The organism is Oceaniovalibus guishaninsula JLT2003 (assembly GCF_000299575.1).
Classification (GTDB): Bacteria; Pseudomonadota; Alphaproteobacteria; order Rhodobacterales; family Rhodobacteraceae; genus Palleronia; species Palleronia guishaninsula.
On sequence record NZ_AMGO01000068.1, the window covers coordinates 154,414 to 178,247 of the forward strand.

The window sequence follows — 23,834 nt, forward strand, 5'->3', positions numbered from 1 at the left end:
ACGGCTTCGCCCGTTGCGCCCTGCCCCGATGGACGCATAGGGTTGCGGCACGCAAGGCGCGACGATGCGCCCCGCAATCGTGCCATTCAGGGAGAGACGATGATCGAACGCCATCACACGGGGCCCCGCATGAGCCGGATCGTCAGGCACAACGGCAACGTCTATCTGTGCGGACAGGTCGGCAGCGGCGCGGACGTGACGGCGCAGACGAAGGACTGCCTCGCCCGTGTCGAGGCGCTGCTGGACGAGGCCGGATCGTCGAAGGCGCACATCCTGCAAGCCATCGTCTGGCTTGCCGATATGGGCGATTTCGAGGCGATGAACGCCGTCTGGGACGCCTGGGTGCCCGAAGACCATGCGCCCGCCCGCGCCTGCGGCGAGGCGCGGCTGGCCAGGCCCGACCTGCTGGTCGAGGTCATCGTCACCGCGGCCGTCGCGGAAGCGGCGCGATGACCGCGCGCACCTGCATCCTGGTCGGCGCCGGCATGGATTGCGGCAAGCGGCGGCGGGGCTGCGTCATGGGGCCGGACGCCTATCGCACCGCCGGCATCGCCGAAACGCTGGCCGAACTGGGCTGGCAGGTCGAGGATCGCGGCAATCTCGACGGTCCCGTATGGGTGGCCGACGCGCCGGCGGGCCGGATTCACGCCCGCGAGGAAACCATCGCCTGGACGCGGATGCTGACCGACGCCGCAGGCGACGCGATGAAAGCGGGCTTTCCGGTCTTCATGGGCGGCGACCATGCGCTGTCGCTGGGCAGCGTGGCCGGCGTCGCGGCCCATGCCGCCACGCTGGACCGCCCGCTTTTCGTTTTGTGGCTGGACGCGCATCCCGACATCAACACGCCGCACACGACGACATCGGGCAACCTGCACGGCACGCCCATCGCCTATGTCACCGGGCAGCCCGGTTTCGACGGCTTTCCGCCCCCGGCGGCGACGGTCCCGCCCGAAAACGTCTGCTTCATCGGCTTGCGTTCCGTCGATCGCCCCGAACGCGAGGCGATTACCGCGCGCGGCATGACCGCCATCGACATGCGCCAGATCGACGAACGCGGCATCGCGGCGCCGCTGGCCGAGTTTCTGGGCCGGGTCGAACGCGCCGGCGGCATGCTGCACGTCTCGCTCGACGTGGATTTCCTCGACCCGTCCATCGCGCCCGCCGTCGGCACCACCGTTCCGGGCGGCGCCACCTTCCGCGAGGCGCATCTGACGATGGAGATGCTGCATGACAGCGGCCTCGTCACGTCGCTGGATTTGGTCGAACTGAACCCGTTTCTCGACGATCGCGGGCGCACCGCGTCGCTGATGGTCGATCTTGCGGCGTCGCTGTTCGGGCGCAGCGTCTTCGACCGCCCGACGCACAGCCATTCGTGAGACCGCCCATGTCCGACTTCAGGCCCGCGCCCGCCCCGTCCGACCTGGCCTTCATCCGCTTCGTCAGCGTCGCGAACATGATGAAGCTGATCCACCGTATCGGCGTCGAGACGATGCTGGCCGATCTTGTCCGCTATATCGAGGACGATTTCCGCCGCTGGCCCCTTTTTGACAAGACCCCGCGCGTCGCCAGCCATTCGGCCGTGGGCGTGATCGAACTGATGCCCACCTCGGACGGCGAGGTCTATGGCTTCAAATACGTCAACGGCCATCCCAAGAACACGCGCGAGGGATTGCAGACCGTCACCGCCTTCGGCCTGCTGGCGCGCGTCGATACCGGCTATCCGGTGCTGTTGTCGGAAATGACGATGCTGACCGCTTTGCGCACCGCGGCGACCAGCGCGATGGTGGCCCGCCACCTTGCGCCGAAAGGATCGCGGACGATGGCGATGATCGGCAACGGCGCGCAGTCCGAATTTCAGGCGCTGGCCATGCGCAAGGTCTGCGGCATCGAGGAACTGCGCCTTTACGACATCGACGCCCGCGCCACGGAAAAGACCGTCGCCAACCTGCGCGACCGCGGTTTCGTCCTGACGCCCTGCAAGACCGCCGAACAGGCCATCGAGGGCGCGCAGATCGTCACCACCTGCACGGCCGACAAGCAATATGCGACGATCCTGACCGACAACATGGTCGGCAGCGGCGTGCATATCAACGCCATCGGCGGCGACTGTCCCGGCAAGACCGAGCTGCACCGCGACATCCTGGCCCGGTCCGACGTCTTCGTCGAGTACACGCCCCAGACCCGGATCGAGGGCGAGATCCAGCAGATGCCCGACGATTTTCCCGTGACCGAGATGTGGCAGGTGCTGACCGGCGCGGCACCGGGCCGCACGTCCGACCGGCAGATCACCCTTTTCGACGGCGTGGGTTTCGCGATCGAGGATTTCTCGGCGCTGCGCTATGTCCGCGACCGGCTGGACGATACCGGCGATTACGAATGCCTCGACATCATCGCCGATCCCGACGACGCGCGCGACCTTTTCGGGATGCTGGAACGCGCCCGCCCCGGCAACGGCAAATCCTGACCGGCGAAAGGACGTCATGCGCCCCGATTTTCCCCGCCGCCTGCAACGCGCGACCGACAGCATCCGCGCCCGGACGGATGCCCGGCCCGTGCTGGGCCTCGTCGCCGGCACCGGCCTTGCGCCGTTCCTGAACGAAATCGAGACCGCGGCGCGGATCCCCTATGGCGAGATCGCGGATTTTCCCGTCTCGACCGCGCCGGGCCATGCGGGGGAATTGCTGCTGGGCCATCTGCGCGGGCGGCCCGTCGCCGGGCTCAGCGGACGCCTGCATGCCTATGAGGGCTGGCATCCCGACGACATCGTGCTGCCCGTCTATGTCCTGCGTGCCTTGGGATGCGAAACGCTGGTGGTCACGAACGCCGCCGGGGGCCTGAACCCCGCCTTTCCCGTCCCCGCGCTCATGGCCATCGCGGATCACATCAACCTGACGGGGCTGAACCCGCTGGCCGGTCCGAACGATCCGGCACTCGGGCTGCGCTTTCCCGATCTCAGCCGCGCCTATGACCCGGACCTGCTGCGCGCCGTGCAAGGGGCCGCGCGAGCATTGGGGATCGACCTTCGGACGGGCGTCTATGCGGGCTGTCACGGCCCCGCGCTGGAAACCAGCGCCGAGCGGCGGTTCATGCGCCTTGTCGGCGGCGACGCGGTGGGCATGTCCACCGTACTGGAGGTGGTGGCCGCGAACCATGCGGGGATGCGCGTGCTGGGACTGTCGGCCATCGCCAATGCCGCGACCGGCGGGCCGGACCAGCAGCCCGACACCGTCGAGCAGATCGTCGCCGCCACCGAAGCCATCGCCGGCACCATCGGCACGCTGATCGCGCGGATGCTGGACAGCGGCGATCTGTGACCCTAGGCTTTGCCGCCGTATGGCGGACGGGCCGCACCGCCAGCAGGACCGGAGTTGTTCGATGATACTTGACCGATGCATCGCCGCCGCCACGCTGACGGCGGGGCTGGGCGTTGCCGGCGCCTTCGCGCAGGACCGGACGTTCTATTACGTCTCGCCCGATCCTATCGGCCTGAACCCCTTCCTTCAGATGGGCGAGGCCGGGATCCGCGCCGCCGCCGATGCCCATGACGCCGGCGCGGTCGTCATCGAAAGCGACACGCCGCAATCGCGTCTGGAAAACGTCAGCGCCGCGGCCAATGACGGGGCCGACATCGTGGTGGTGCTGGGGTTCGAGTTTTCGGACATCCTGCGCGACATCGCGCCGCTCTATCCCGACACCCAGTTCCTGATCGTCGATCAGTGCATCTGGGACGACCGGCCCGACAACATCAGCTGCGCCGTCTTTCGTGAACACGAATCCGCCTTTCTGATGGGGGCCGTGGCGGGGCTTGCATCGCAGGCGGACAAGGTCGCCGTGGTCTCGGCCATAGATATCCCGTTCCTGCACCGCTATACCGACGCCTTCGCGGCCGGGGCCCGCCACGTCGCCCCCGACACGCAGTCCGAGGTGCGATGGGTCGGCGGCCAGAACCCCTTCGCCGATCCGGTGCGCGCCAAGGAACAGGCGCTGGCGCTGGCCGCGGGCGGGGCCGACGTGATCTTCTCGGCCACGGCGGGCGGCGATTTCGGCGTGTTCGAGGCGGCGCAGGAACAGGGCTTCACCGTCACGACGGTGGATGTGAACCATTGTCCAGCGGCGCCCGGCCGCATCCTCGACGGCACACTCAAGCGGGTGGACGAGGTGATCGGGACATCCATCGACCGCATCCTCGCGGGCGAGCGGTCGTTCGTCGCCACCTACGGTCTGGCCGAGGGCGGCATGGGCGCGATTTCGCTGCTGCCCGACGCGGAACTGGCCGAAAGCGGCTGTCTGGTCGCCGACAGGCCCGAGATCGTGGCGCAGGTGCGCGATCTGGCGGCGCAGATCGTGGACGGCAGCCTGACGGTCGCCGATCCGATGGCCGCGGACTGACCCTTGCCGGGTGACGGCCTGCCGGGGGCGGTCTGCCGCCTGCGCGGCATCGACAAGCGGTTCGGCGACACCCATGCGCTGCGCGACGTTTCGCTCGACCTGATTCCGGGCGAGGTTCTGGCGCTGGTGGGCGAGAACGGCGCGGGCAAGACGACGCTGATGAATGTGCTTTTCGGCCTGCTGCGTGCGGAGGCCGGGCGGCTCGACCATGATGCGGGCACGGGGTTCTTCGCCGATGCGGCCGACGCCATCGCCCACGGCTTCGGCATGGTGCATCAGCATTTCATGCTGTTCGACGACCTTACCGTTCTGGAAAACGTGATCGTCGGCGCCGAGGGTCCGGGGCGGCTGGGGCGCATCGAGCTTGCGGCGCGGGCGGGCGAAGTGGCGGCGGTGATGGCGCGGTTCGGCTTTGCCCTGCCGCTGGATGTCCGCGTGCGCGATCTGCCCGTCGCCACGCGCCAGCAGATCGAGATCGTCAAGCTGCTGTACCGTCAGGCCCGCGTCGTGATCCTGGACGAACCGACCGCCGTGCTGACCCCGCAGGAGGCCGGCGCGCTGTTCGCCATGCTGCGCGGGCTGGCCGACGAAGGGCGCGCGGTCGTCGTCATCACCCATAAGCTGCCCGAGGTGACGGCCCATGCCGACCGCGTGGTGGTCATGCGCGGCGGCGCGGTGGTGGCCGACCGCGCGGTGGCGGACACGTCGGCGGCGGAAATCGCCCGCCTGATGGTCGGGCACGACATCGCCCCGGTCGCCAAGCGCAACCATGCCGGGGCGGGCGTGCGGCTGGCGCTGCGCGATCTGCATTGCGCGCCCCGCGCGGGCGAGCGGCCGGTCGGCCCCGTCGATCTGGACCTGCGGCCCGGCGAGATCCTGGGCATCGCCGGCGTGGCCGGCAGCGGGCAGGGGCCGCTGGTCGAAACGCTGGTGGGTCTGCGCCCGGCGGCAAGCGGCCAGATCGCGATGGACGGCATCGACATCACCCGCGCGGATGTGGCCGCGCGGCGTGCGGCGGGTCTGGCCTATATGGCCGAGGACCGGATGCGCGCCGGACTGGCCGTCGATGCCAGCCTGGCCGAGAACGCCGTCGCCGGACGCGAGGCGCAGCCGCCTTTCGCGCGCGGCCCGTTCCGGCGGCTGACCGCCGTGGCCGCGTTCGGACGCGACCTGATCGCGCGCTACGACATCCGCGCCACCGGCCCCGCGCAACGCGCCGCGGACCTGTCGGGCGGCAACAAGCAGAAGATCGTCGTCGCCCGCGAACTGGCCGGGCAACCGCGGCTGATCGTGGCGCACAATCCCTGCTGGGGCGTCGATATCGGCGCGATCCGCTTCATCCAAGACCGTCTTCTCGAGGCCGCGCGGTCGGGCGCGGCGGTGGTATTCGTCAGCTCCGAGCTGGACGAGCTTTTCGCCCTGTCGGACCGTCTGGCGGTGCTTCACGATGGCCGAATGCAGGCGCTTCTCGACCGGGCCGATCTGGACATCGCCCGCGTCGGCCGGGCGATGGCGGGGGCCGCGTGACGCGCCGGGGCTGGATCGTGCCGCTTGCGGCCCTCGCGCTGATCGCGCTGGTGCCCGGCCTGCGCGCCGTCGCCCTGGGGTTTCTGGACGGGGCGTTCGGGGGGCGCAACCTGTTCAATCTGTGGTCCACGCTGTCGCGCGCGTCGATCCTGCTGGGAATGGCCATCGCCGTGCTGGTGGCGTTCCGGGCCGGCCTGATCAATCTGGGCGGCGAGGGGCAGTTGGTGCTGGGGGCGCTGGCGGCGGCGCTGGTCGGCATATACGCGCCGCTGCCCGGCTGGGCCGTCGCATCCGCCGCGCTGCTGGCGGCGACGGTCGCGGGCGGGCTTTGGGGGATGCTGGCGCTGTGGCTCGACCGGGGGCTGAGGGTGCCGCTGCTGGTCGGATCGCTGCTGCTGAACTATCCGGCGGTGCAGTTCGCATCCTGGCTGGCCTCGCATCCCCTGCGCGACGTGGCTTCGGGCAGCGCGCAGACCCACCGTATCGACGGCGCGGCGCGGCTGCCGCGCTTCGACGGCACGATTTTGGATTACGGCATCTTCCTGACGGTCGCCGTGGCGCTGCTGGCGATCCTTGCCGACCGCTACACCGTCTTCGGCTATCGTCTGCGGATGCAGGGGCTGGCGCCGGATTTTGCCCGCGCGCAGGGTATGCCGACGCGGCGGTTGGGCTATCAGGCGCTGTTTCTCAGCGGGGCCATTGCCGGGCTGACCGGGTTCACCGCGGTCTTCGGCTTCGCGCAGCGCTATGTGGACGGGATGCTGACCCAGCCGCTCTATGCCTGGACGGGGATCGTCGCGGTGCTTCTGGCCGGAATGGTGCCGTGGCGCGTCCCCGTCGCGGCGCTGATCTTCGCGGTGCTGGCGACCGGGGCCGGCGGAATGGAACGCGTGGCCGGCATTCCGCGCGAATCCGCGCAGATCGTCATCGCGCTGGCGATCCTGTGGCTGGCGGGGTCGGGCCGGTCGCCGATGCCGGGGCGCGGCCGATGATCTGGGACGCCACGTTCTTCGAATCCGTCCCGCGCTTCGTCACGCCGCTGCTGCTGGCGTCCCTCGGCGGTGCGCTGTGCCACCGGGCGGGGGTGTTCAACATCGCGCTGGAGGGAATGATGCTGATCGGCGCGTTCTTCGCGGTGGTGGGCAGCTATTTCACCGCGCACTGGCTGGGCGGCCTCGGCGCGGCCGTGGCTTCGGGGCTGGCGGCGGGGGCGCTCTATGCCTGGGTGGGGGTGCGCCGGGGCGGCGACGACATCGTCGTGTCGATCGGGCTGAACATCCTGGCCGCCGGGCTGACGGCGTTTCTGCTGCGCGCCATCTTCGACCAGCGCGGCCAGTTCGACGATCCGGCCATCGCCACCCTGCCGCGCATCGCGCTGCCGGGCATCGACGCGGTTGCGAGCCTCGGTCCGCTGCTGTCGGGGCAATCGGTGCTGTTCTGGGCGGCGCTGGCGCTGGTGCCGCTGCTGGCCTGGGGCCTGACGCGGCACCGTCTGGGGCTGCGCATGCGGGCGGCCGGCGACAATCCCGCGGCCTTGCGGACGTTGGGCGTGGCGCCCGAACGGATCCGCACGGTCGCGGTTCTGGGCAGCGGCGCGCTTTGCGCCCTGGCGGGGGCGCAATTGTCGATCTCGAACGTTTCGCTTTTCACCGAAGGGATGAGCGCGGGGCGCGGCTGGATCGCGGTGGTCATCGTGATGATGTGCGCCGGGCGCCCCGTCTGGATCCTGCCCGCCGCGCTGTTTTTCGGCCTGATCGACGCGCTGGCCGTGCGCGCGCAGGTCTTCGGCTTGCCGCAGCAACTGACCGAGGCCCTGCCCTACGGTCTGGCGATCGCGGTGATGGCCGTGGCGCTGCGCCGGGCGGCCTTCCGGGTGCGGACCTGACGGCCGGGCGGCGTCACTTTTCAAGCCGGGCGCGCAGACGGGCTATGGCATCGCCCATGCGGTCCCCTTCGCGCAGCAGGCTGCCCCCCAGCAGGAAGGCCGCGTCGTCGCCATACATCGCGCGCATCTCGTCGGCCCGGTCCAGGGTCATGCCGCCGCCGGGACCGGGCAGGATCGGCCGGCCGATCCCTTCGGGCGCGCGGCAGGCCAACGCGATGTCGGCGCATTCCGCCGCCGAGAACCCGAAACGCCCGCCGACATTGGGAAACACCGAAATGTCGGCCCCGGCCAGCCGCTGCAATGTGCCGAACATCATCGCGTGGCTGAACCCGGTATCGGACGACAGGACGTAAGGCCCCAGAAAGCTGGGATGCGTCATCACCGGCAGCGGCCGCTTTCGTCGTGCCAGCCGCCGCACAAGCCCGAAGCCGAACAGCCCCGGCATCGCCAGAAACCCGTCCACACCCGCATCTTCGGCGAAATCCGCCAGCGCCTCCAGATCCTCGGGATGGCCGGCGATGTTGGGGAAATAGAGCGTCCGGCCCCCCCTCGCCGCATTGGCGCGGGCCACGGCATCGGCGATGCGCCGCACCCGGTCGCGGAAGGGGGCGCAGGGCTGATCGGTCAGGCCGTGGTCTTCCTTGACGATATGCGCGCCGCCCCGCGCGCAAAGCTCCGCGATCCCGGCCAGCCGTTCGGGCGTCGATCCCTGCGGCTTGAGCACCGGCACGATCAGCGGGCCGCGCGCGCCCGTCAGATCGCGCAGCCCCTCCATGCCGAAATTCGCCCCCGGATGGGCGCGTGCCAGCGGGCCCAGATCCAGCGCCGTCACCTTCAGCCCCTTCTGGATCGACGAATTGCCGAAGATGACGTTCAAAAGCTGCGGCAGCTCCTCGCCGCAGCTCTCAAGGCTGTAGCTGATGCGCGCGACGAAGGCGCCGTCCTCGGGCGCCACATCCTCGACCCGGCCGAGGATCGTATCCTCGACAAAGCCGGGCGGCACCGCGTCGCGCGGGATCTCGACCGTCTGTTCCAGCGCGATGGCCTCGGCCCGCGCCCGCGCCTCGGGCTCGGTTCCGGCCAGGATGCGATAGGTGACGGCGAAGCGGTCGGTCAAAGCGCCTCGGCCTTGACGTCGGAATGCACGGCGTCGATGCGCGCGGCGTCCAGATCCCGCTCGGCGATGCCGAACTCCTCTCCGACCAGCCCCTCGATCCCGCGCACCAGCGCCAGCGCGTCCAGTCCGTAATACCGCATCAGATAGGCGCGCGATCCGCCATGCGCATAGGTGTCGCGCAGCCCCAGCCGCACCAGCCGCTTGCCGATCCCGGCATCGGCCATCGTCTCGGCCACCAGCGATCCGATCCCGCCCTCGGTCACATGGTTTTCCAGCGTGACGACGCCGTGCCGGACCGATCCGATATGGTCGAGAAGAGCCGCCGCGTCGAAGGGCTTGATCGTGTTCAGATGCAGGTGCCGCACCGACAGCCCGGCCCGGTCCAGCGCGGCACGGGCGCGCATGGCTTCTTCGGTCGCGATGCCGGCGGTCACGACCAGAACGTCGCCGCCATGGGCAAGCTCGCGCATCTTTCCCACCTCGATGGGCGTGTCGAACAGGCGCGGCACCGATCCGCGCAGCACGCGCGCATAGACCGGCCCGTCGATGCTGTCGGCGGCGGCGCAGATACTTTCCACCTCGGTCGCGTCGCCGGTTTCCAGCACCGTCATGTTGGGGATCGACCGCATGACCGATATGTCCTCGATCGCCTGATGCGTCATGCCGCCAGGGGTGGTCACGCCCGGCAGAAACCCCATCAGCCGGACCTTGCGGCGGGGATAGGCGATGGACGCCACAAGCTGATCGTAGGGACGCCGGTAGAGAAAGACGCCGAACGTGTGCAGGAACGGCCGGAACCCCGCCAGCCCCAGACCGCCCGCGAAGCTGAGCATGTTCTGCTCGGCCATGCCGAGGCTGAGGAAACGATCGGGATGGTTGTCGCGGAAGCGGTCGATCTCGCACGACGAGGTGAGATCCGCCGACAGGCACAGCACGTCGGGGTTGGCCAGCGCATGCGCCTCGAACGCGGCCTCGTAGGGGCGGTTGACCATTTCGGGCATCAGGCATCCTCCAGCGAAACGGGGTCCGTTCCCAGCGCCTCGGCGATCTCGCGGTTCATCCGCGCGCGTTCCTCGGCGGACTTGAAGCGCACGTAATGCAGGCGCGGAAAGCGGGCCATCAGCGGCGGCATCCCCCGCGCGGGGTCGGTGCGCGCCAGAAGGATCAGTGGTCTGCCTTCGTGCGGGATGGCCACGGCGCGGCGCATGGCGTCCGGGTCGTGCCCGTCGATCCAGACGGCCACGCCGCCGAACGCCTCGATCTTGGCCTTGATGTCGCGCACGTCCATGACGCTGGACATGGCGCCGTCGCATTGCTGGTCGTTCACGTCCATGATGGCGTAAAGGCTGTCGATGCGGTGATGGGCGGCGGCCTGGATCGCTTCCCATGTCTGGCCTTCCTGCACCTCGCCGTCCGACATGAACACCCAGGTGCGGCCCGTGTCGCCGCGCCGCGCGCGGCCCCAGGCCAGGCCGGCGGCGGTCGAAAGGCCGATGCCCAGCGTGCCGTTGTGCACCTCCATGCCCGGCGAATGTTCCGCGCCGATCATCTCGACGCTGGAACCGTCGCGGTTGAACATCTCCAGCCCCTCGGGGGCCATGCGCCCGGTCTCGATCAGCGTCGCATAGGCGACCAGCGCGTAATGCGCGGGCGCGATGAACAGCCGGTCGTATTGCGGCGCCGCCGGGCCGTTATAGCCCGCGCCGGTCCGATAACCGGCATTGTCCGCCGACGGCACGCCGCCGAAGGGTTCGGGGATCATCGGCAGCGTCGGCGGCCCCAACCGCAATTCGTCGTGATAGAGCCATGCCAACTGCTCGGCCGCCGAACAGGCCTGGCTGAGATAGCCGCCGTTGTTGCGGATCGTATGCTCGAACACGCGGCGGCGAATGCCGTGGGCCACGTCCTCGACCGTTCTTTCGTTCTGCCATGCGGTCATCGTGGTTCCTTGCGGATCGAGTCTTGCGTCCGTTACGTCTGGGGCAGACGATGGCGTGATCTGACGACAAAGGACACCGCATGAAGGTTGACGGCAAGCCCTTCCGCTCGATCTGGGACGAAGACGGCGCGGTGCGGATCATCGACCAGCGATGGCTGCCCCACGATTTCCGCATCGCCCGGATCGAGACGCTGGACGATTTCGCCACGGCGATCCGCAACATGTGGGTGCGCGGCGCGCCGCTGATCGGCGCCACCGCCGCCTATGGCGTGGCAAGGCAGATGGCGCGCGATCCGTCCGATGCGGCCCTGTCGGAAGCCTGCGCCGTGCTGAACGCCACCCGCCCCACGGCGATCAACCTCGCATGGGCGCTGGACCGTTGCCGCGCGGCCGTGGCCCCGCTGCCAGCGGGCGACCGGGCGGATGCCGCGCTGACGCTGGCGCGCCGGATCGCCGACGACGACGTGGAATGCAACCGCCTGATCGGCGTGCACGGGCTGAACCTGATCCGCCGCATCGCCGCCCGCAAGCCCAGGGGCGAACCCGTTCGCCTTCTGACCCATTGCAACGCGGGCTGGATCGCCACGGTGGATTGGGGCACCGCCACCAGCCCGATGTATCAGGCCGCCGATGCGGGCATCCCCCTGCATGTCTGGGTGGACGAGACGCGGCCGCGCAGCCAGGGCGCGCTGACCGCCTGGGAACTGGGCGCGCACGGCATCCCGCATACCTTCGTCACCGACAATGCCGGCGGGCACCTGATGCAGAAGGGGCTGGTGGACATGGTCATCACCGGCACCGACCGCACGACCGCGCGGGGCGATGTCTGCAACAAGATCGGCACCTATCTCAAGGCGCTGGCGGCGGGGGACAACGATGTGCCGTTCTATGTCGCGCTGCCGTCCTCGACGATCGACTGGACGATGACGGACGGGCTGCGCGACATCCCGATCGAGGATCGCGACCCGCGCGAGGTGACGCATGTGCAGGGCGCGCTGGACGACGGCACGCTCGGCCGCGTGCGCGTCACCCCCGAAGGCACCCCGGCGGGCAATCCCGCCTTCGACGTGACGCCGGCGCGGCTCGTCACCGGGCTGATCACCGAACGCGGGCTGTGCGACGCGTCGGCCGAAGGGCTGGCGGGGCTTTTCCCGGCGCGCGGCGCGGCCTGATCGCGGATCGCGCGGCCTTGCCGGATTGACAGGGGGCGCCCTTCGGCGGATTTCGGATGTGACCCGCACCGCCCGCCCGAAGGAGCCGCCATGCCACCCGTCATCCCGACCGACTTCACCCCCTGGGCCGCGCTGGCGGGCGGCGTGCTGATCGGGCTGTCCGCCGTCATGGTCATGGCGCTGTTCGGCCGGATCGCGGGGATCGTCGGCATCACCGCCGGGTCCGTCGCGGGGCCCGATCGCGGCTGGCGGATCGCCTTCATCGGTGGCCTTCTGGCGGCGCCGCTGGCATGGATTGTGGCGACGGGCAGCCTGCCGCAGCAGACGGTCGGCGACAACCTTGCGGGCATGGCGCTGGCCGGGCTGCTTGTCGGCATCGGCACGGCACTGGGATCGGGCTGCACCTCGGGGCACGGCGTCTGCGGGCTGGCGCGGCTGTCGCCCCGGTCGCTGGCGGCGGTGGCGACGTTCATGGCCTTCGCGGCGGCGACCGTCTTCGTGCTGCGGCACGGGACGGGGGCGGCGTGATGCGGACCGTCTTCGGCTTCCTGTCGGGTCTGGTCTTCGGCACGGGCCTGATCCTGTCGGGCATGGCGGATCCGGCCAAGGTGCTGAACTTTCTCGACATCGCGGGCGCGTGGGATCCCAGTCTGGCCTTCGTGATGGGCGGCGCGGTGCTGACGGCGTTCATCGGCTATCGGCTGGCCTGGCGCAGGGACCGGCCAGTTCTGCTGGACCGCTTCGATCTGCCTGCCGCGCGGTCCATCGACGCCGGGCTTCTGGGCGGCGCGGCCTTGTTCGGCATCGGCTGGGGCATCGGCGGCTTCTGCCCCGGCCCCGCCTGGACGGCGCTGCCGCTGGCCGCGCCCGGAACGCTGGTCTTCGTTCCCGCGATGCTGGCGGGCATCGGGCTGGGCCGCCTGACACGGACAAGACGGCCGACCTTGCCGTGACATGAGCATCGTCCTTGTCACCGCGGTCATCGCCGCGCTGTTCCTCGTCATCGGCGCGGCCGAACCGCTGGCCGCGCGATTGCGCCTGCCCTTCACGGTGATCCTTGCGGTGGTGGGGCTGCTGATCGGATCGGGGGCGATCTTCTTCTTGCGCACCGATCTGACCGACGCGCTGAACCCCGTGGCCGAGGTGATCCTGGCCCTGCCGATCCGGTCGGACGTGTTCCTCTACGTCTTTCTGCCGACGCTGCTGTTTCAGGTCACGCTGGAAATGAACCTGCGGCGGATGCTGGACGACTGGGTGCCGATCCTGGTGCTGGCGGTGGTCGCGGTGGTCGCGGCCACATTCAGCATCGGCTATGCGCTGTCCTGGGCGGGCGCGCTGCCGCTGGCCGTCTGCCTGCTGGTCGGGTCGATCGTGTCCACGACCGATCCTTCGGCGGTCGTGTCGATCTTCCGGTCCATCTCGGCGCCGCGCAGGCTGGCGCGCATCATCGAGGGCGAAAGCCTGCTGAACGACGCCGCGGCCATCGCGCTTTTCGGGGTGTTCATGGGCTTCGTCGCCATCGGGATGCCCGCCCCGCAACTGGGCGAGGCGCTGGCCCGGTTTCCGTTCCTGATCTTCGGCGGCGCGGCGATGGGCTGGCTTTCGGCGCGGCTTGCCGTCTGGGTGATGGCGCTGTTCGGCCGGCACGATCTGGCGCTGATCTCGGTCTCGGTCGCGCTGCCCTATCTGGTCTATATCGCCGCCGAACAGCTTGTCGGCGCGTCGGGCGTGATCGCCGTGGTGGTGTCGGGGCTGACGCTGAACCTGACCGGGCCGGGCCGCCTGCCCCCGCAAGCCTGGACCAACCTGCGCGAGGTGTGGGATCTGCTGGCGCATTGGGCGGGCGCGCTGATCTTCATTCTTGCCGCCCTGCTGATCCCGCGCCTGCTGGAGGACATCCGCGCCACCGATTTCGCGCTGGTCGCGGTCATCGTCGCGGCGGCCATCGCGGCGCGCGCGGCGATCCTCTGGGGGTTGCTGCCGCTGCTGACGCGGCTGCGCCTTTCGCCGGTCGTGGACCGGCAATATCGCGCCGCGATCCTGTGGGGCGGCCTGCGCGGCGCGGTGACGCTGGCGCTGGCGCTGGCCGTGACCGAAAGCGCCGCCGTCCCCGCCGAGGTGCGGCGCCTGGTCGGCATCCTGGCCACCGGCTTCACGCTGTTCACGCTGCTGGTGCAGGGGGTGACGCTGCGCCCGGTGATCGGCTGGCTGGGGCTGGACCGTCTGTCGCCCATCGACGAGGCCGTGTCGCGGCAGGTCGTCGCCGTGTCGCTTCAGACCGTGCGCGAGGAAGTGGCGCACACGACCGAAGCCTACGCGTTGACCCACGACATCGTGCGGTCCGAAGCCAAGCGTTTCGGCGAGCGTCTGAAGGACGCGGTCGAGGCGGCCGAAGCCAGCGAGAACATCCTCGACCGCGACCGCATCACGCTGGGCCTGATCGCGCTTGCGGGGTTCGAGCGCGAGACGATCCTCGCCCGCACCCGCGAGCGGACGATTTCCGCGCGCATGGCGGTCGAGATCCTGTCGAACGCCGACCGCCTGATCGAGGCCGCCCGGTCCGGCGGGCGCGCGGGCTATCAACGCGCGGCGCGGCGCGCGGTGGGATACGGCCGCGCGTTCCGGGCGGCGGTGACGCTGCGCAACCGGCTGAACCTGTCCGGCCCGCTGATGCGGATGACCGCCGACCGGTTCGAATTGCTGCTGTCGCAGCGCCTGATCCTGCGCGATCTCGACGCCTTCATCGACGGCCGCATCCGCCGCATCCACGGGCGGCGGGTAGCCGATCTGCTGCACGAACTGGTCGCGCGGCGGATCGAGGGCGTCGAAACCGCGCTGGAGGGGCTGCGCCTACAATATCCGGGCTATGCCGAAAAGCTGGAACGCCGCTTCATCCGTCGCACCGCCCTGCGGCTGGAAGAACGCGAATACGCCGCCATGCGCGACGACGGCCTGATCGGCGCCGAGGCCTTTACCGCACTGATGCAGGATCTGGCCGCGCGCCGCGCGCGGGCCGAAGCGCGGCCGCGTCTCGACATGGCGCTGCAACGGACGGATCTGGTGCGCCAGTTTCCGCTGTTTTCCGATCTGGACGACACGGCGCTCCGGGCGCTCGGGCGGGCGCTGCGCACGCGCTATCTCGATGCGGGGGCGGTCCTGCTGCACAGGGACGACGCCGCTCGAAGCGTGTTTTTCATCGCCTCGGGCGCGGTCGAGTTGCAAAGTGCGGGCCAGTCCTGGCGTCTGGGCCGGGGCGAGATGTTCGGTCAGATGGCCGTGCTGATGAAACGCCCCCGCCGGATCGAGGTGCGCGCGATCGCGCCGTCGATCATCCTGGAACTGGACGAGGACCGCTTCCGGTCGCTGCTGGCGCGAAGCGAAACGGTGCGCGACGCCGTCCGAGCAAGCGCCGAGCGCCGCGGCATCGACCCCGCCGATCTGGGCGCGGACCGGCCGGGGGGCTGACGGGGGCGGTCAGGCGACGGCCTTCGGCGGGATGGCCAGGACATCGACGGCGGCCCCCCGCAACACCCGTTCGGTGACGCTGCCCAGCAGCAGCCGTTTCAACCCGGTGCGCCCGTGGGTCGCCAGCACGATCAGGTCGGCCCGGTCCGCCCGCGCCGCCCCCAGGATTTCCTGCGCGGCCGCGAACGGCCCATAGCGGACCAGCGGCAGAACCCCGTCCAGCCCGGCCTGTTCCACGAACCCGGCCAGCGCCCGGTTGGCCTTGTCCCGCTCCAGGTCGAGCTGGTGGTCGCGGCTCTGTTCGGGCAGCGCCGACGCCATCACCAGCTTGAGCGCGGGCGCATCGAAAACGTGCAGCAGCGTGCTTGCGCCATCCTCGGCCAGGTCCAGTGCCGCGAGCCGGCGCAGCGCATCGGCCGACAGATCCGACATATCGGTTGTCTGCATGACGTGCCGGTATGGCCCTACAGGCGGCGCATTGGCCATCAGCACCGGGCATTCGACCGACCGGATCGTCCGTTCGGCGGTGGTGCCGACGAACACGTCCTTCAGCACCTGACGGCGATGGGGGCCGATGACCAGCAGATCCGCCGCCACCTCGCGCACGACGCGGGCGATCCCGGCGAAGGGCACCGATGCCGCCACCCGCGTGTCGCAGGCCAGCCCGTCGATGTCGCGCAGGGTCTGCGCCGTCCGGTCCAGCAGCCGCGTCGCCTCGTCCCGCTCGACATCGACGATGCTTTGCGGCTGGTCGTCATCGACGACATGCAGCAGCGACAGCCGCGCGCCAGTGCGCCGCGCCAGCAGCTTGGCGCGCCGCAGCGCACGGTCGGACCGTTCGGAAAAGTCGGTCGCGACAAGGATGGTCTTCATGGCGGCGTTCCCCCGTCCGGCGTCGAGGCATCATCGCGCATGCCGCCGCGAAGTCCATCGCCGCGCTATGCGTCAGGCGCCGGGCTTGGCGCTGCATTCGGTGAAGCAGCGGATGTCGCAGCCCGCGCAGATCGGATCGGAGGCCCGCGCCACCGCGGCGCGGATCGCCCCGGACTTGTGCGGATGGACGTTCTGCGCGCCCAGCACGTCCAGACAATGCAGGCGGTCCAGCACCTTCAGAACCCCCGGATTGGCCACGATCAGATGCAGGTCGTTGCCCCGCGTCCGTGCGCGCCGCGCTTCCGAAAGGATGAAGTCGGCCCCGGCAAGGTCGATCTTGCCGACCCCCTTGAGGTTCAGGATGCAGGTCTTGAAGCCGTCCTCCTGCTCCATCCGCCGGAATTCCCGCTCCACATGCTCGACGGACGCGAAGAACAGCGGCCCCTCGATCCGCACGAACCGGATCTGCGGGCACTGGGGCAGGTCGAACGTCCGGGCGTTCATGAACACCCGGCGGCCGTTCATTTCCGTCGGGGCGCCCACCGCGACAAGGGGATGCGCGCTTTTGTTCAGGAAAACCGACAGGGACGCGACGACGCCGACAAGGATGGCGAAATCCAGCTCCGACAGGATGCCCGTCAGGAACGTCGCGCCGAGGATCAGCGTCTCGGACCGGCTGGTGGCGACGATGTGCCGGATCTCGGTGAGGTTGATCAGCTTCCACGCCACATAGAGGATGATCGCCGCCATCGCGGGCATCGGCACGAAGCGCACGAAGGGCGCCAGCAGCACCAGCAGGACCGCCAGGAACCCCGCCGCGAAGATCGCCGACAGCGGCGAGGTCGCGCCGCTTTCCGCGTTCAGGCCCGACCGCGTGAACGACCCCGACCCGGCATAGCACTGAAAGAAGCTGCCGGTGAGGTTCGACAGGCCCTGCCCCACCATCTCCTGATTGGAATCGTAGGGTTCGCCGCGCCGGATGGCGAAGGATTTCCCGATCGAGATCGCCTCGAGCAGACCGACGCAGGCCACCGCGACAGCGGCGGGCAACAGCGCGCCGACGGTGGCCGGTTGCAGGTCGGGGACGCCGAAGGCTGGCAGAACCGCATCAAGCGGCGCGAACGTCGCCACGCCCGTCGCCTCGCCCCCCAGTGCGACGGCGGCCAGCGACCCGGCCACCAGGGCGATGATATAGCCGGGCAGACGGCGGCTGATCCGGGCCGAGACGATCAGGCTGGCCAGCGTCACGACGGCGACGGCGACCGCGTTGCCGTTCACGCCGCCGATCTGCGCGCCGATGCCGCCCAGCCGGTGCAGCACTCCGCCCGTCCCGCCCGCAAGACCCAGCGCCGGACCCAGCTGCGACACGGCGATCAGGACGGCGGCGGCGGCGGTGAACCCGACGATCACGGAATGCGAGATGAACGTGATCAGACCGCCCAGCCCCGCCAGACCGGCCGCCAGTTGCAGGATCCCCACCAGGAACGTCAGCGCCAGCGCCAGCGCGATATAGGTTTCGCTGCCCGGCAAGGCCAGACCGCTGAGCGACGCGAACAGCACCGCCGAGATCGCCGTCGTCGGCCCCGACACCATGACCCGCGACGATCCCCATAGCGCCGCGACGACGGTGACGACGATCGCCGTGAACAGCCCGTATTCCGGCGGCAGCCCGGCGATGATCGCAAAGGCCACCCCCTGCGGCAGCACGATGGTCGCGTTGGTCAGCCCGGCCAGCGCGTCGGCCTTCAGCGATGCGGCCGTCCGGTCGCGGAACCACGGCCGGATCGGCGACAGCCGCCCGAGGATCTCGTTCGCCTGGCCCATCGGGTCAGCGGACCTTGCCGGTCTTCTTCCCGCGGTGTTCGGTCCCCGACAGGGCGTCGCGCAACTCGTCCTCGTTGCGATAGCCGATCAGGATGCCTGCCTTGGCCTCGCCCAGAACCGTGTCGCGCGCGGCAATCCATGCGTCGGACCGGGTCGTTCGCTGCGAAATGCGGCGCGTCCAGTCGAAGAACCGCCGCTCGAACCGGGCGATCCGGTCGGCGCAGGCGGGATCGGCCCCGAGATCGGTCAGCTCGTCCGGGTCGGTTTCCAGATCGAACAGCATCGGCCGGAACCCTTCGGCGAAGATGTATTTCCAGCGCCCGTCGAACAGCATCGTCAGCCGGGCATCCTTGACCGCGACACCCAGACGCCGCCGCACGTCGCGCATCGAATAATCGTATTCGGACACGGCGATGTCGCGCACGCTGTCCGCCCGCTTGTGCAGGATCGGCAGCAGCGATCTGCCCTCGACGATATGCGGAACGGCCTCGCCGCCGAAGAAGTCGAGGATCGTCGGCACCACGTCGATGGCCTCAACCAGAGCATCGGATTTCAGGCCGCGCATCGCGTCGGCCTCGGGCCGCGGATCGACGACGATCAGCGGGATGCGGGCGGACGCGTCGTGAAACAGCTCCTTCTCGCCCATCCAGTGATCGCCAAGGTAATCGCCGTGATCCGAGGTGAAGACGATCATCGTCTCGTCCGTCAGACCCCGTTCGTCCAGAAACGCCATCAGCCGACCCATCTGGTCGTCGATCTGCTTGATCAGCCCCATATAGGCCGTCAGCACCCGCGTCCGCGTGCCGTCGTCGCAGAAGGCGCGGCTGACGCGTTCTTCCATGAAGGCGCCATAGACCGGGTGGGGATCGGCGCGCTCGGCCTCGCTGCGGACGGGCGGCAGATGCGTTTCGGGGCCATACATGTCGTGATAGGGGGCGGGCACGATATAGGGCCAGTGCGGCTTGATATAGCTCAGATGCAGGCACCACGGCGCATCGCCCGCCTCGCGGATGAAATCCATCGCGCGGCCGGTGATATAGGGCGTCTCGCTTTCCTCGTCGGCGGCGCGGGCGGGCTTGTCGGCATTGTCCATGAACCACCCGCTGAGGATGGTGCCGTCCTCCTCCTCGGCACTGTTGGCGACGCTCTGCCAGGGATTCTCGTCCGGCCAGCCGCGTCGCTTCATATAGGCGTCATAGGCGTCGTTGCGCGGATAGCGCGGGCCGTCGGGGTGCAGCCCGTCCTCGCGCTCGTAGGGTTCGAACCCGCATTCGGACACCAGCGCGCCGATCTCGCTGTCCGGGGCCAGGCCGAGGCGGCGCATCCCCTCGACATCCGCGGTCATGTGGGTCTTGCCGCAAAGCGCGGCACGCACGCCGAGGGGACGCAGATGGTCGCCCAGCGTCATCTCGCCCACCTTCAGCGGGATGCCATTCCAGGTCGAGCCGTGCGAACTGACGTAGCGTCCGGTATAGAAGGACATCCGCGACGGCCCGCAGATCGGCGACTGGACATAGGCGCGGTCGAACAGGACGCCGCGCTGCGCCAGCCTGTCGATGTTGGGCGTGTGCAGATGCGGATGGCCGGTGCAGGACAGGTAATCCCACCGCAACTGGTCGCACATGATGAAAAGGACGTTCCTGGTCATGGTCCGGCTTTGTCTGGGGGTCGTGGCCGGGGCGGCGGCGCCCCGGCCCGTTTCGGTCACGCGCGGGCGACATCCGGTATCGTCACACCCATTTCCTGCAACGCACGCAGCGATCCGGGATGCAGCGGCATGTTCAGATCCTCGACCGCCGCTTCGGGGGTGATGGATTGAAGCCAGGGCGCGCTGTCGCGCATGTCGGCCACGCCGTCGAAGAAGGTCTTGGTCATCTGATAGATCATCTCCTCGTCGGCGGCCTCGTTGGTGACGATGCCGACGGTCACGCGCAGCGTCGTGGTGTCTTCGGTATTGGCCTGGTTGTCGCCGTAGATCCCGACCGGAAGCGTGCCCAGACCGAAGCCGGGGCGGTTGGCCAGCGCCTTGATCTCCTCGGATTCCAGCCGGTCGGCGGGAATGCCCAGGAACCGGATCGGATTGGTCACGGCGATCTGGGTCAGCACCGGGCTGGGCGCGTTGGTCGGGTTGCAATAGACTTCGAGGTTGCCGTCCTGGAACGACGCGGCAGCGGCGTCCCAGCCCAGCTTCACCGCCTCGTAATCGACATCCGCCTTCAGCCCGGCGACCGCCTCGAACAGGCTTTCCATCGTCGTATAGGCCGCGCTGCCCGGCGGGCCGAGGAACACCCGCTTGCCCTTCGCCCCCTCCATCGACGTGATGCCCGAGGATTCGTAGACGGCGACGTGATAGACGCCCATCGGAAAGTTCAGCACCGCGCGCAGCTTTTCGGCCAGGGCGGGCGCCTGGTCGATCTTTTCGAACATCGCGCGCTGATTGGCCATCAGCGCATGCAGCGCCGGCGAGGACATGCAGAACGCCGTCTTGCCCATCGCCACTTCCAGGACGTGCCGGGTGGCGGCCCCCGTCGCGTTGAGCTGGATCTCGTAATCGGGCATCTGCCTGTTGATGATGTTGGCGAAGGTCGTCATCACCAAGTTCGGGCTGGTGCCCGGCCCCAGCGTGGACATCCGCAGCAATTCCTTGGCCATCGCGGCGCGCGGCAGCATGGTCAGCGTCGCGGCGGCGGCCGTGCCCGCAAGGACGGTGCGCCGGTTGAGACGGGTCGTGTTCATGGTTGTCCTCCCTTTTTGCAATTCACGAAATCGGCTTGGTGACGGTCAGATCCAGCCGGTCGAGATACATCACCCCGACGGCGGCGGCGGCGGCGATCCAGGACACGACCGGCCCGAAGAAGATCAGCCCCGCGGCCAGCGCCAGTCCCACCGGCACCATATACGCCTTGTTGGGGCGCGGATAGCAGGCGCGCGAGATCAGGATCGTGGCCAGAAGCACGAAGAAGATCGCCTGCGCCGAATCCCCCAGCCCGAACCCGGTGCCCAGCAGCAGCGCCGGCTGATAGATGAAGGCGAACGGGATCACGAAGCCGGGCAGCGCCAGGCGCGACGCCTCGATCGCGGTGGCCATCGGGCTGGCGCCGGCGATCGGGGCGGCGGCGAAGGCGGCCAGCGCCACGGGCGGCGTCACCGCCGACAGCACCCCGAAATACAGCACGAACATGTGCGTATGCACGATCGGCACGCCGAGCCGCTGCAACGACGGCCCCATCACCAGCACGATGATCAGATAGGCCGGCACCGTCGGCATCCCCATGCCCAGCAACAGGCAGGCGATGGCCATCAGGATCAGCGACACGATCAGCTGATCCTCGGCCAGGCTGGCCAGCAGCGACGCAAAGCGCAGGCCCACGCCGGTCAGGTTCAGCACGCCGATCACGATGCCCACCGCGCCCACGATGACCACAAGCTGCGCCGAGATCAGCCCGGCCGAGCGCACGAACCGCCCCCAGGCCGCGCCGTCCGTCAGCAGGTCGGGCCGAATGGCAAAGCCCATCACCGCCGCCAGCGCGACGCCAACGAACCCCGCATAGGCGGGCGACGCGCCGCCCACCATCGTGACGACGATCCCCGCCAGGGCCAGCACGAACACCGCCATCTGCACCAGTTCGCGCCAGTTGAACGAAATGTCGGGCCGGGGTTCGTCGGCCAGATCCATGTTGCGCGCGGCACTGGAAATGGCGACGAACAGGCCGCCGTAATAGAGCAGCGCCGGCACGGCGGCGGCGGCGCAGATGGTCAGATACGGCACGCCGGTGACGTCGGCCATGATGAACGCGACGGCCCCCATGATCGGCGGGGTGATCTGCCCGCCGCTGGATGCCGCCGATTCGACCGCCGCCGCGAAGCGGGGCGAAAAGCCGCGCTTCTTGATCAGCGGAATGGTGATCACCCCGGTCCCCACCACATTGGCGACCGCGCTTCCCGAAATCGTTCCGAAGAGCCCGCTGGCCACGGTCGCGGCCGCCGCCGGTCCCGACCGCATCCGCCCCGTCGCCGCCATCGCCAGCCGCACCAGCACCAGGTCGATGGCCAGCAGTTCCAGCAGCGCGCCGAAGACGATGAAGATCAGGATGGTCGAGACGACGGTGGCCATCGGCCGCCCGAACACGCCGTCGAACGAATACCAAAGGACGGTCATCAGTTCTTCGGTGGAAATCCCCGCATGCCTGAGGAATCCGGGCGCCATGTTGCCGAACGCGCCATAGGCCAGCAGGATGCCCGCGACCGCCGCCATCACCAGCCCGACCGACCGGCGCGTCAGCTCGATCACCGCGGCAAGGCCCAGAAGGCCCATCCAGATGTCCACGGATGTCAGGAAATAAAGGCCGGTCTCGATCTCCTCGGCGGCGCGGAAATACTGATAGACGCTCAGCCCCAGGGCAATCGCGGCGGCGATCAGCAGGGCGCGGTCCAGCGCGCCGGCCGATTGCCGCAATCCGACCAGGACGATCAGCAGACCGCCCGCCAGCAGCATCCCGACCCGCAGGTAGGAATCCGAGAAGACGCCGAAGACCGAGACGTAGAACACCACCCCGATGATGACGAAGGACAGCGCGCTGACCGCGTGATCCAGATAGGCCGATTTTCCGTTATCCGTCACGGTTCCCCTCCCAAGGTGCGACTGGCGCGGCCGGATCGATCCCCCGATTCGACATGCGATGCAGCGACGTTACGCAACGTCTGCCTTTCCGTCGATTTCGTGTTACACTGGGTGGAACGAGCGAGATGACCAAGACCAACCGATCCATCGAACGCGGGCTGACGGTGCTTGAAGCGGTGCATGTCTCGGGCGCCAGTTCGCTTGCCTCCCTCGCCAGGCAGACGGGGCTGTCCAAGCCCACGCTGCTGCGGATCTGCGCGACGCTGGAAAGCCGCCGCTGGCTGATCCGCCGCAGCAATGACGGCCGCTATCGGCTGGGCTCGGGGTTTCCGCAGCCGGGCGGCCTGCCCGATGCGGTCGACAGGCTGGTGGCCGCCGGCAAGACGGCCATCGTGCATCTGTCCGAAACGACCGGGCTGGGCGTCGATCTGGCCGCCGGCATCGGCCGCGGGCGGACCGAGATCGTCGATACGACCCGCGTTTTCAGAAAGCACGGCGTCTATCCCGACGCGGTGGGCTTCCGCCCCTCGCCCGTCCTGTCGGCGCTGGGGGCGGCGTATCTGTCCGCGCTTTCGGAAGCCGCGCGGGCCGAGGCGGTGCAGGACATGGTCAGACGATCCGCGCGCGAGGATATTGCCGCCTTGCCGCAATTGGCCGACCGTCTCAGGACCGTTGCCGCCCTGGGCTATGCGGCGCGGGCGGCGGGCCATTGGGGCCGGGCAGTGGATTACGGCGAATTGCCGTCGGCCATCGCGGTTCCGATCCTGGCGGACGGCGTGCCGGTCGGGGCCGTCAACCTTGTCTGGAACGCCGGGGACCGCCCGGTCGAGGCGGTGGCAAGGGACCATCTGGCGCGCCTGCAAGATGCCGCCAAAGCCATCGGCGCAGCCTACGCGACGCTCGATCCGGCGGCATCGCCCGGCCCCGTCCGCCCGCGTTCTTGAACTTCGCGCCGCGACGCCCTACCAGCCGGCCACAGCCTTGCGCGCCTCGGCCGCGCGGACAGGACGCGTTCGGGCTGC

At 69.3% G+C, this 23,834-nt stretch carries 21 protein-coding genes; 13 read left to right on the forward strand and 8 right to left on the reverse strand.

The genetic code is table 11. The annotated features are described in order from the left end of the window. Positions 1–99 precede the first annotated feature (99 nt). The 8 genes from OCGS_RS14200 to OCGS_RS14235 all read left to right on the forward strand — a co-directional run bounded on the left by OCGS_RS14200 (position 100) and on the right by OCGS_RS14235 (position 7,801). Positions 100–453, forward strand: a complete 354-nt coding sequence (locus tag OCGS_RS14200) for a RidA family protein (RefSeq protein ID WP_007427948.1) — start codon at positions 100–102, stop codon at positions 451–453. Beyond that, on the forward strand, positions 450–1,376 hold the full coding sequence (gene rocF, locus OCGS_RS14205; RefSeq protein WP_007427949.1) for an arginase: 927 nt from the start codon (positions 450–452) through the stop codon (positions 1,374–1,376). The genes OCGS_RS14200 and rocF overlap by 4 nt, the downstream gene beginning before the upstream one ends. 8 nt (positions 1,377–1,384) lie before the next feature. Continuing rightward, positions 1,385–2,464 (forward strand): ornithine cyclodeaminase, encoded by a 1,080-nt coding sequence (locus OCGS_RS14210; RefSeq protein ID WP_007427950.1) that lies wholly within the window; start codon positions 1,385–1,387, stop codon positions 2,462–2,464. A 16-nt stretch (positions 2,465–2,480) separates the two neighbouring features. Then, positions 2,481–3,314: a purine-nucleoside phosphorylase gene (locus OCGS_RS14215; protein ID WP_007427951.1), complete on the forward strand. Its 834-nt coding sequence runs from the start codon at positions 2,481–2,483 to the stop codon at positions 3,312–3,314. Between the two features lie 61 nt (positions 3,315–3,375). Next, positions 3,376–4,389: a BMP family ABC transporter substrate-binding protein gene (locus OCGS_RS14220; protein WP_007427952.1), complete on the forward strand. Its 1,014-nt coding sequence runs from the start codon at positions 3,376–3,378 to the stop codon at positions 4,387–4,389. A 3-nt stretch (positions 4,390–4,392) separates the two neighbouring features. Then, positions 4,393–5,916 (forward strand): ABC transporter ATP-binding protein, encoded by a 1,524-nt coding sequence (locus tag OCGS_RS14225; RefSeq protein ID WP_007427953.1) that lies wholly within the window; start codon positions 4,393–4,395, stop codon positions 5,914–5,916. Next, on the forward strand, positions 5,913–6,908 hold the full coding sequence (locus OCGS_RS14230; RefSeq protein ID WP_007427954.1) for an ABC transporter permease: 996 nt from the start codon (positions 5,913–5,915) through the stop codon (positions 6,906–6,908). Before OCGS_RS14225 ends, OCGS_RS14230 begins: the two co-directional genes overlap by 4 nt. Beyond that, on the forward strand, positions 6,905–7,801 hold the full coding sequence (locus tag OCGS_RS14235) for an ABC transporter permease (RefSeq protein ID WP_040611119.1): 897 nt from the start codon (positions 6,905–6,907) through the stop codon (positions 7,799–7,801). The genes OCGS_RS14230 and OCGS_RS14235 overlap by 4 nt, the downstream gene beginning before the upstream one ends. A gap of 13 nt (positions 7,802–7,814) precedes the next feature. Here the strand turns inward: OCGS_RS14235 and OCGS_RS14240 are convergent, their stop codons facing one another. Genes OCGS_RS14240 through OCGS_RS14250 form a run of 3 tightly spaced genes read right to left on the reverse strand, consistent with a single transcriptional unit; the run spans position 7,815 to position 10,857 of the window. Further along, positions 7,815–8,918 carry a RuBisCO large subunit C-terminal-like domain-containing protein gene (locus OCGS_RS14240; RefSeq protein ID WP_007427956.1) on the reverse strand — a complete coding sequence of 368 codons (1,104 nt, stop codon included), beginning with the start codon at positions 8,916–8,918 and terminating at the stop codon, positions 7,815–7,817. After that, on the reverse strand, positions 8,915–9,919 hold the full coding sequence (locus tag OCGS_RS14245) for a transketolase family protein (RefSeq protein WP_007427957.1): 1,005 nt from the start codon (positions 9,917–9,919) through the stop codon (positions 8,915–8,917). The genes OCGS_RS14240 and OCGS_RS14245 overlap by 4 nt, the downstream gene beginning before the upstream one ends. After that, positions 9,919–10,857 (reverse strand): transketolase, encoded by a 939-nt coding sequence (locus OCGS_RS14250; protein ID WP_007427958.1) that lies wholly within the window; start codon positions 10,855–10,857, stop codon positions 9,919–9,921. Before OCGS_RS14250 ends, OCGS_RS14245 begins: the two co-directional genes overlap by 1 nt. Positions 10,858–10,937: 80 nt before the next feature. Here OCGS_RS14250 and mtnA point away from each other — a divergent pair, with 80 nt between their 5' ends. The 4 genes from mtnA (at position 10,938) to OCGS_RS14270 (ending at position 15,494) form a co-directional block, all read left to right on the forward strand. Further along, complete coding sequence (gene mtnA / locus OCGS_RS14255) at positions 10,938–12,029, forward strand: S-methyl-5-thioribose-1-phosphate isomerase (RefSeq protein WP_007427959.1); 1,092 nt, start codon at positions 10,938–10,940, stop codon at positions 12,027–12,029. A gap of 90 nt (positions 12,030–12,119) precedes the next feature. Continuing rightward, on the forward strand, positions 12,120–12,557 hold the full coding sequence (locus tag OCGS_RS14260; RefSeq protein WP_007427960.1) for a YeeE/YedE family protein: 438 nt from the start codon (positions 12,120–12,122) through the stop codon (positions 12,555–12,557). Next, complete coding sequence (locus OCGS_RS14265) at positions 12,557–12,982, forward strand: DUF6691 family protein (protein WP_040611096.1); 426 nt, start codon at positions 12,557–12,559, stop codon at positions 12,980–12,982. The genes OCGS_RS14260 and OCGS_RS14265 overlap by 1 nt, the downstream gene beginning before the upstream one ends. A 1-nt stretch (position 12,983) precedes the next feature. Beyond that, positions 12,984–15,494: a cation:proton antiporter gene (locus tag OCGS_RS14270; protein ID WP_007427962.1), complete on the forward strand. Its 2,511-nt coding sequence runs from the start codon at positions 12,984–12,986 to the stop codon at positions 15,492–15,494. A 9-nt stretch (positions 15,495–15,503) separates the two neighbouring features. On the opposite strand, the gene OCGS_RS14275 is transcribed toward OCGS_RS14270, so the two are convergent. From OCGS_RS14275 to OCGS_RS14295, 5 genes are all read right to left on the reverse strand, one after another. Then, positions 15,504–16,367, reverse strand: a complete 864-nt coding sequence (locus tag OCGS_RS14275) for a universal stress protein (RefSeq protein ID WP_007427963.1) — start codon at positions 16,365–16,367, stop codon at positions 15,504–15,506. A 72-nt stretch (positions 16,368–16,439) separates the two neighbouring features. Then, positions 16,440–18,191, reverse strand: a complete 1,752-nt coding sequence (locus OCGS_RS14280; RefSeq protein ID WP_007427964.1) for a SulP family inorganic anion transporter — start codon at positions 18,189–18,191, stop codon at positions 16,440–16,442. A gap of 4 nt (positions 18,192–18,195) precedes the next feature. Next, on the reverse strand, positions 18,196–19,839 hold the full coding sequence (locus OCGS_RS14285; protein WP_052026203.1) for an alkaline phosphatase family protein: 1,644 nt from the start codon (positions 19,837–19,839) through the stop codon (positions 18,196–18,198). A gap of 56 nt (positions 19,840–19,895) precedes the next feature. After that, a complete protein-coding gene (locus OCGS_RS14290) occupies positions 19,896–20,927 on the reverse strand; it encodes a TAXI family TRAP transporter solute-binding subunit (protein ID WP_007427966.1) in 1,032 nt (343 codons plus the stop codon). 22 nt (positions 20,928–20,949) lie between these two features. After that, complete coding sequence (locus OCGS_RS14295) at positions 20,950–22,812, reverse strand: TRAP transporter permease (RefSeq protein ID WP_007427967.1); 1,863 nt, start codon at positions 22,810–22,812, stop codon at positions 20,950–20,952. 125 nt (positions 22,813–22,937) lie between these two features. Between OCGS_RS14295 and OCGS_RS14300 the strand changes: the two genes are divergently transcribed. Beyond that, a complete protein-coding gene (locus OCGS_RS14300; RefSeq protein ID WP_007427968.1) occupies positions 22,938–23,756 on the forward strand; it encodes a helix-turn-helix domain-containing protein in 819 nt (272 codons plus the stop codon). The last annotated feature ends 78 nt before the right edge of the window (positions 23,757–23,834 follow it).

Bases quoted from the DNA above. Each gene is read 5' to 3' on its own strand.
- OCGS_RS14200 (WP_007427948.1), top strand. From the start codon at position 100: ATGATCGAACGCCATCACACGGGGCCCCGCATGAGCCGGATCGTCAGG.
- rocF (WP_007427949.1), top strand. From the start codon at position 450: ATGACCGCGCGCACCTGCATCCTGGTCGGCGCCGGCATGGATTGCGGC.
- OCGS_RS14210 (WP_007427950.1), top strand. From the start codon at position 1,385: ATGTCCGACTTCAGGCCCGCGCCCGCCCCGTCCGACCTGGCCTTCATC.
- OCGS_RS14215 (WP_007427951.1), top strand. From the start codon at position 2,481: ATGCGCCCCGATTTTCCCCGCCGCCTGCAACGCGCGACCGACAGCATC.
- OCGS_RS14220 (WP_007427952.1), top strand. From the start codon at position 3,376: ATGATACTTGACCGATGCATCGCCGCCGCCACGCTGACGGCGGGGCTG.
- OCGS_RS14235 (WP_040611119.1), top strand. From the start codon at position 6,905: ATGATCTGGGACGCCACGTTCTTCGAATCCGTCCCGCGCTTCGTCACG.
- OCGS_RS14245 (WP_007427957.1), bottom strand. From the start codon at position 9,919: ATGCCCGAAATGGTCAACCGCCCCTACGAGGCCGCGTTCGAGGCGCAT.
- OCGS_RS14250 (WP_007427958.1), bottom strand. From the start codon at position 10,857: ATGACCGCATGGCAGAACGAAAGAACGGTCGAGGACGTGGCCCACGGC.
- mtnA (WP_007427959.1), top strand. From the start codon at position 10,938: ATGAAGGTTGACGGCAAGCCCTTCCGCTCGATCTGGGACGAAGACGGC.
- OCGS_RS14260 (WP_007427960.1), top strand. From the start codon at position 12,120: ATGCCACCCGTCATCCCGACCGACTTCACCCCCTGGGCCGCGCTGGCG.
- OCGS_RS14265 (WP_040611096.1), top strand. From the start codon at position 12,557: ATGCGGACCGTCTTCGGCTTCCTGTCGGGTCTGGTCTTCGGCACGGGC.
- OCGS_RS14270 (WP_007427962.1), top strand. From the start codon at position 12,984: ATGAGCATCGTCCTTGTCACCGCGGTCATCGCCGCGCTGTTCCTCGTC.
- OCGS_RS14275 (WP_007427963.1), bottom strand. From the start codon at position 16,367: ATGAAGACCATCCTTGTCGCGACCGACTTTTCCGAACGGTCCGACCGT.
- OCGS_RS14280 (WP_007427964.1), bottom strand. From the start codon at position 18,191: ATGGGCCAGGCGAACGAGATCCTCGGGCGGCTGTCGCCGATCCGGCCG.
- OCGS_RS14285 (WP_052026203.1), bottom strand. From the start codon at position 19,839: ATGACCAGGAACGTCCTTTTCATCATGTGCGACCAGTTGCGGTGGGAT.
- OCGS_RS14290 (WP_007427966.1), bottom strand. From the start codon at position 20,927: ATGAACACGACCCGTCTCAACCGGCGCACCGTCCTTGCGGGCACGGCC.
- OCGS_RS14300 (WP_007427968.1), top strand. From the start codon at position 22,938: ATGACCAAGACCAACCGATCCATCGAACGCGGGCTGACGGTGCTTGAA.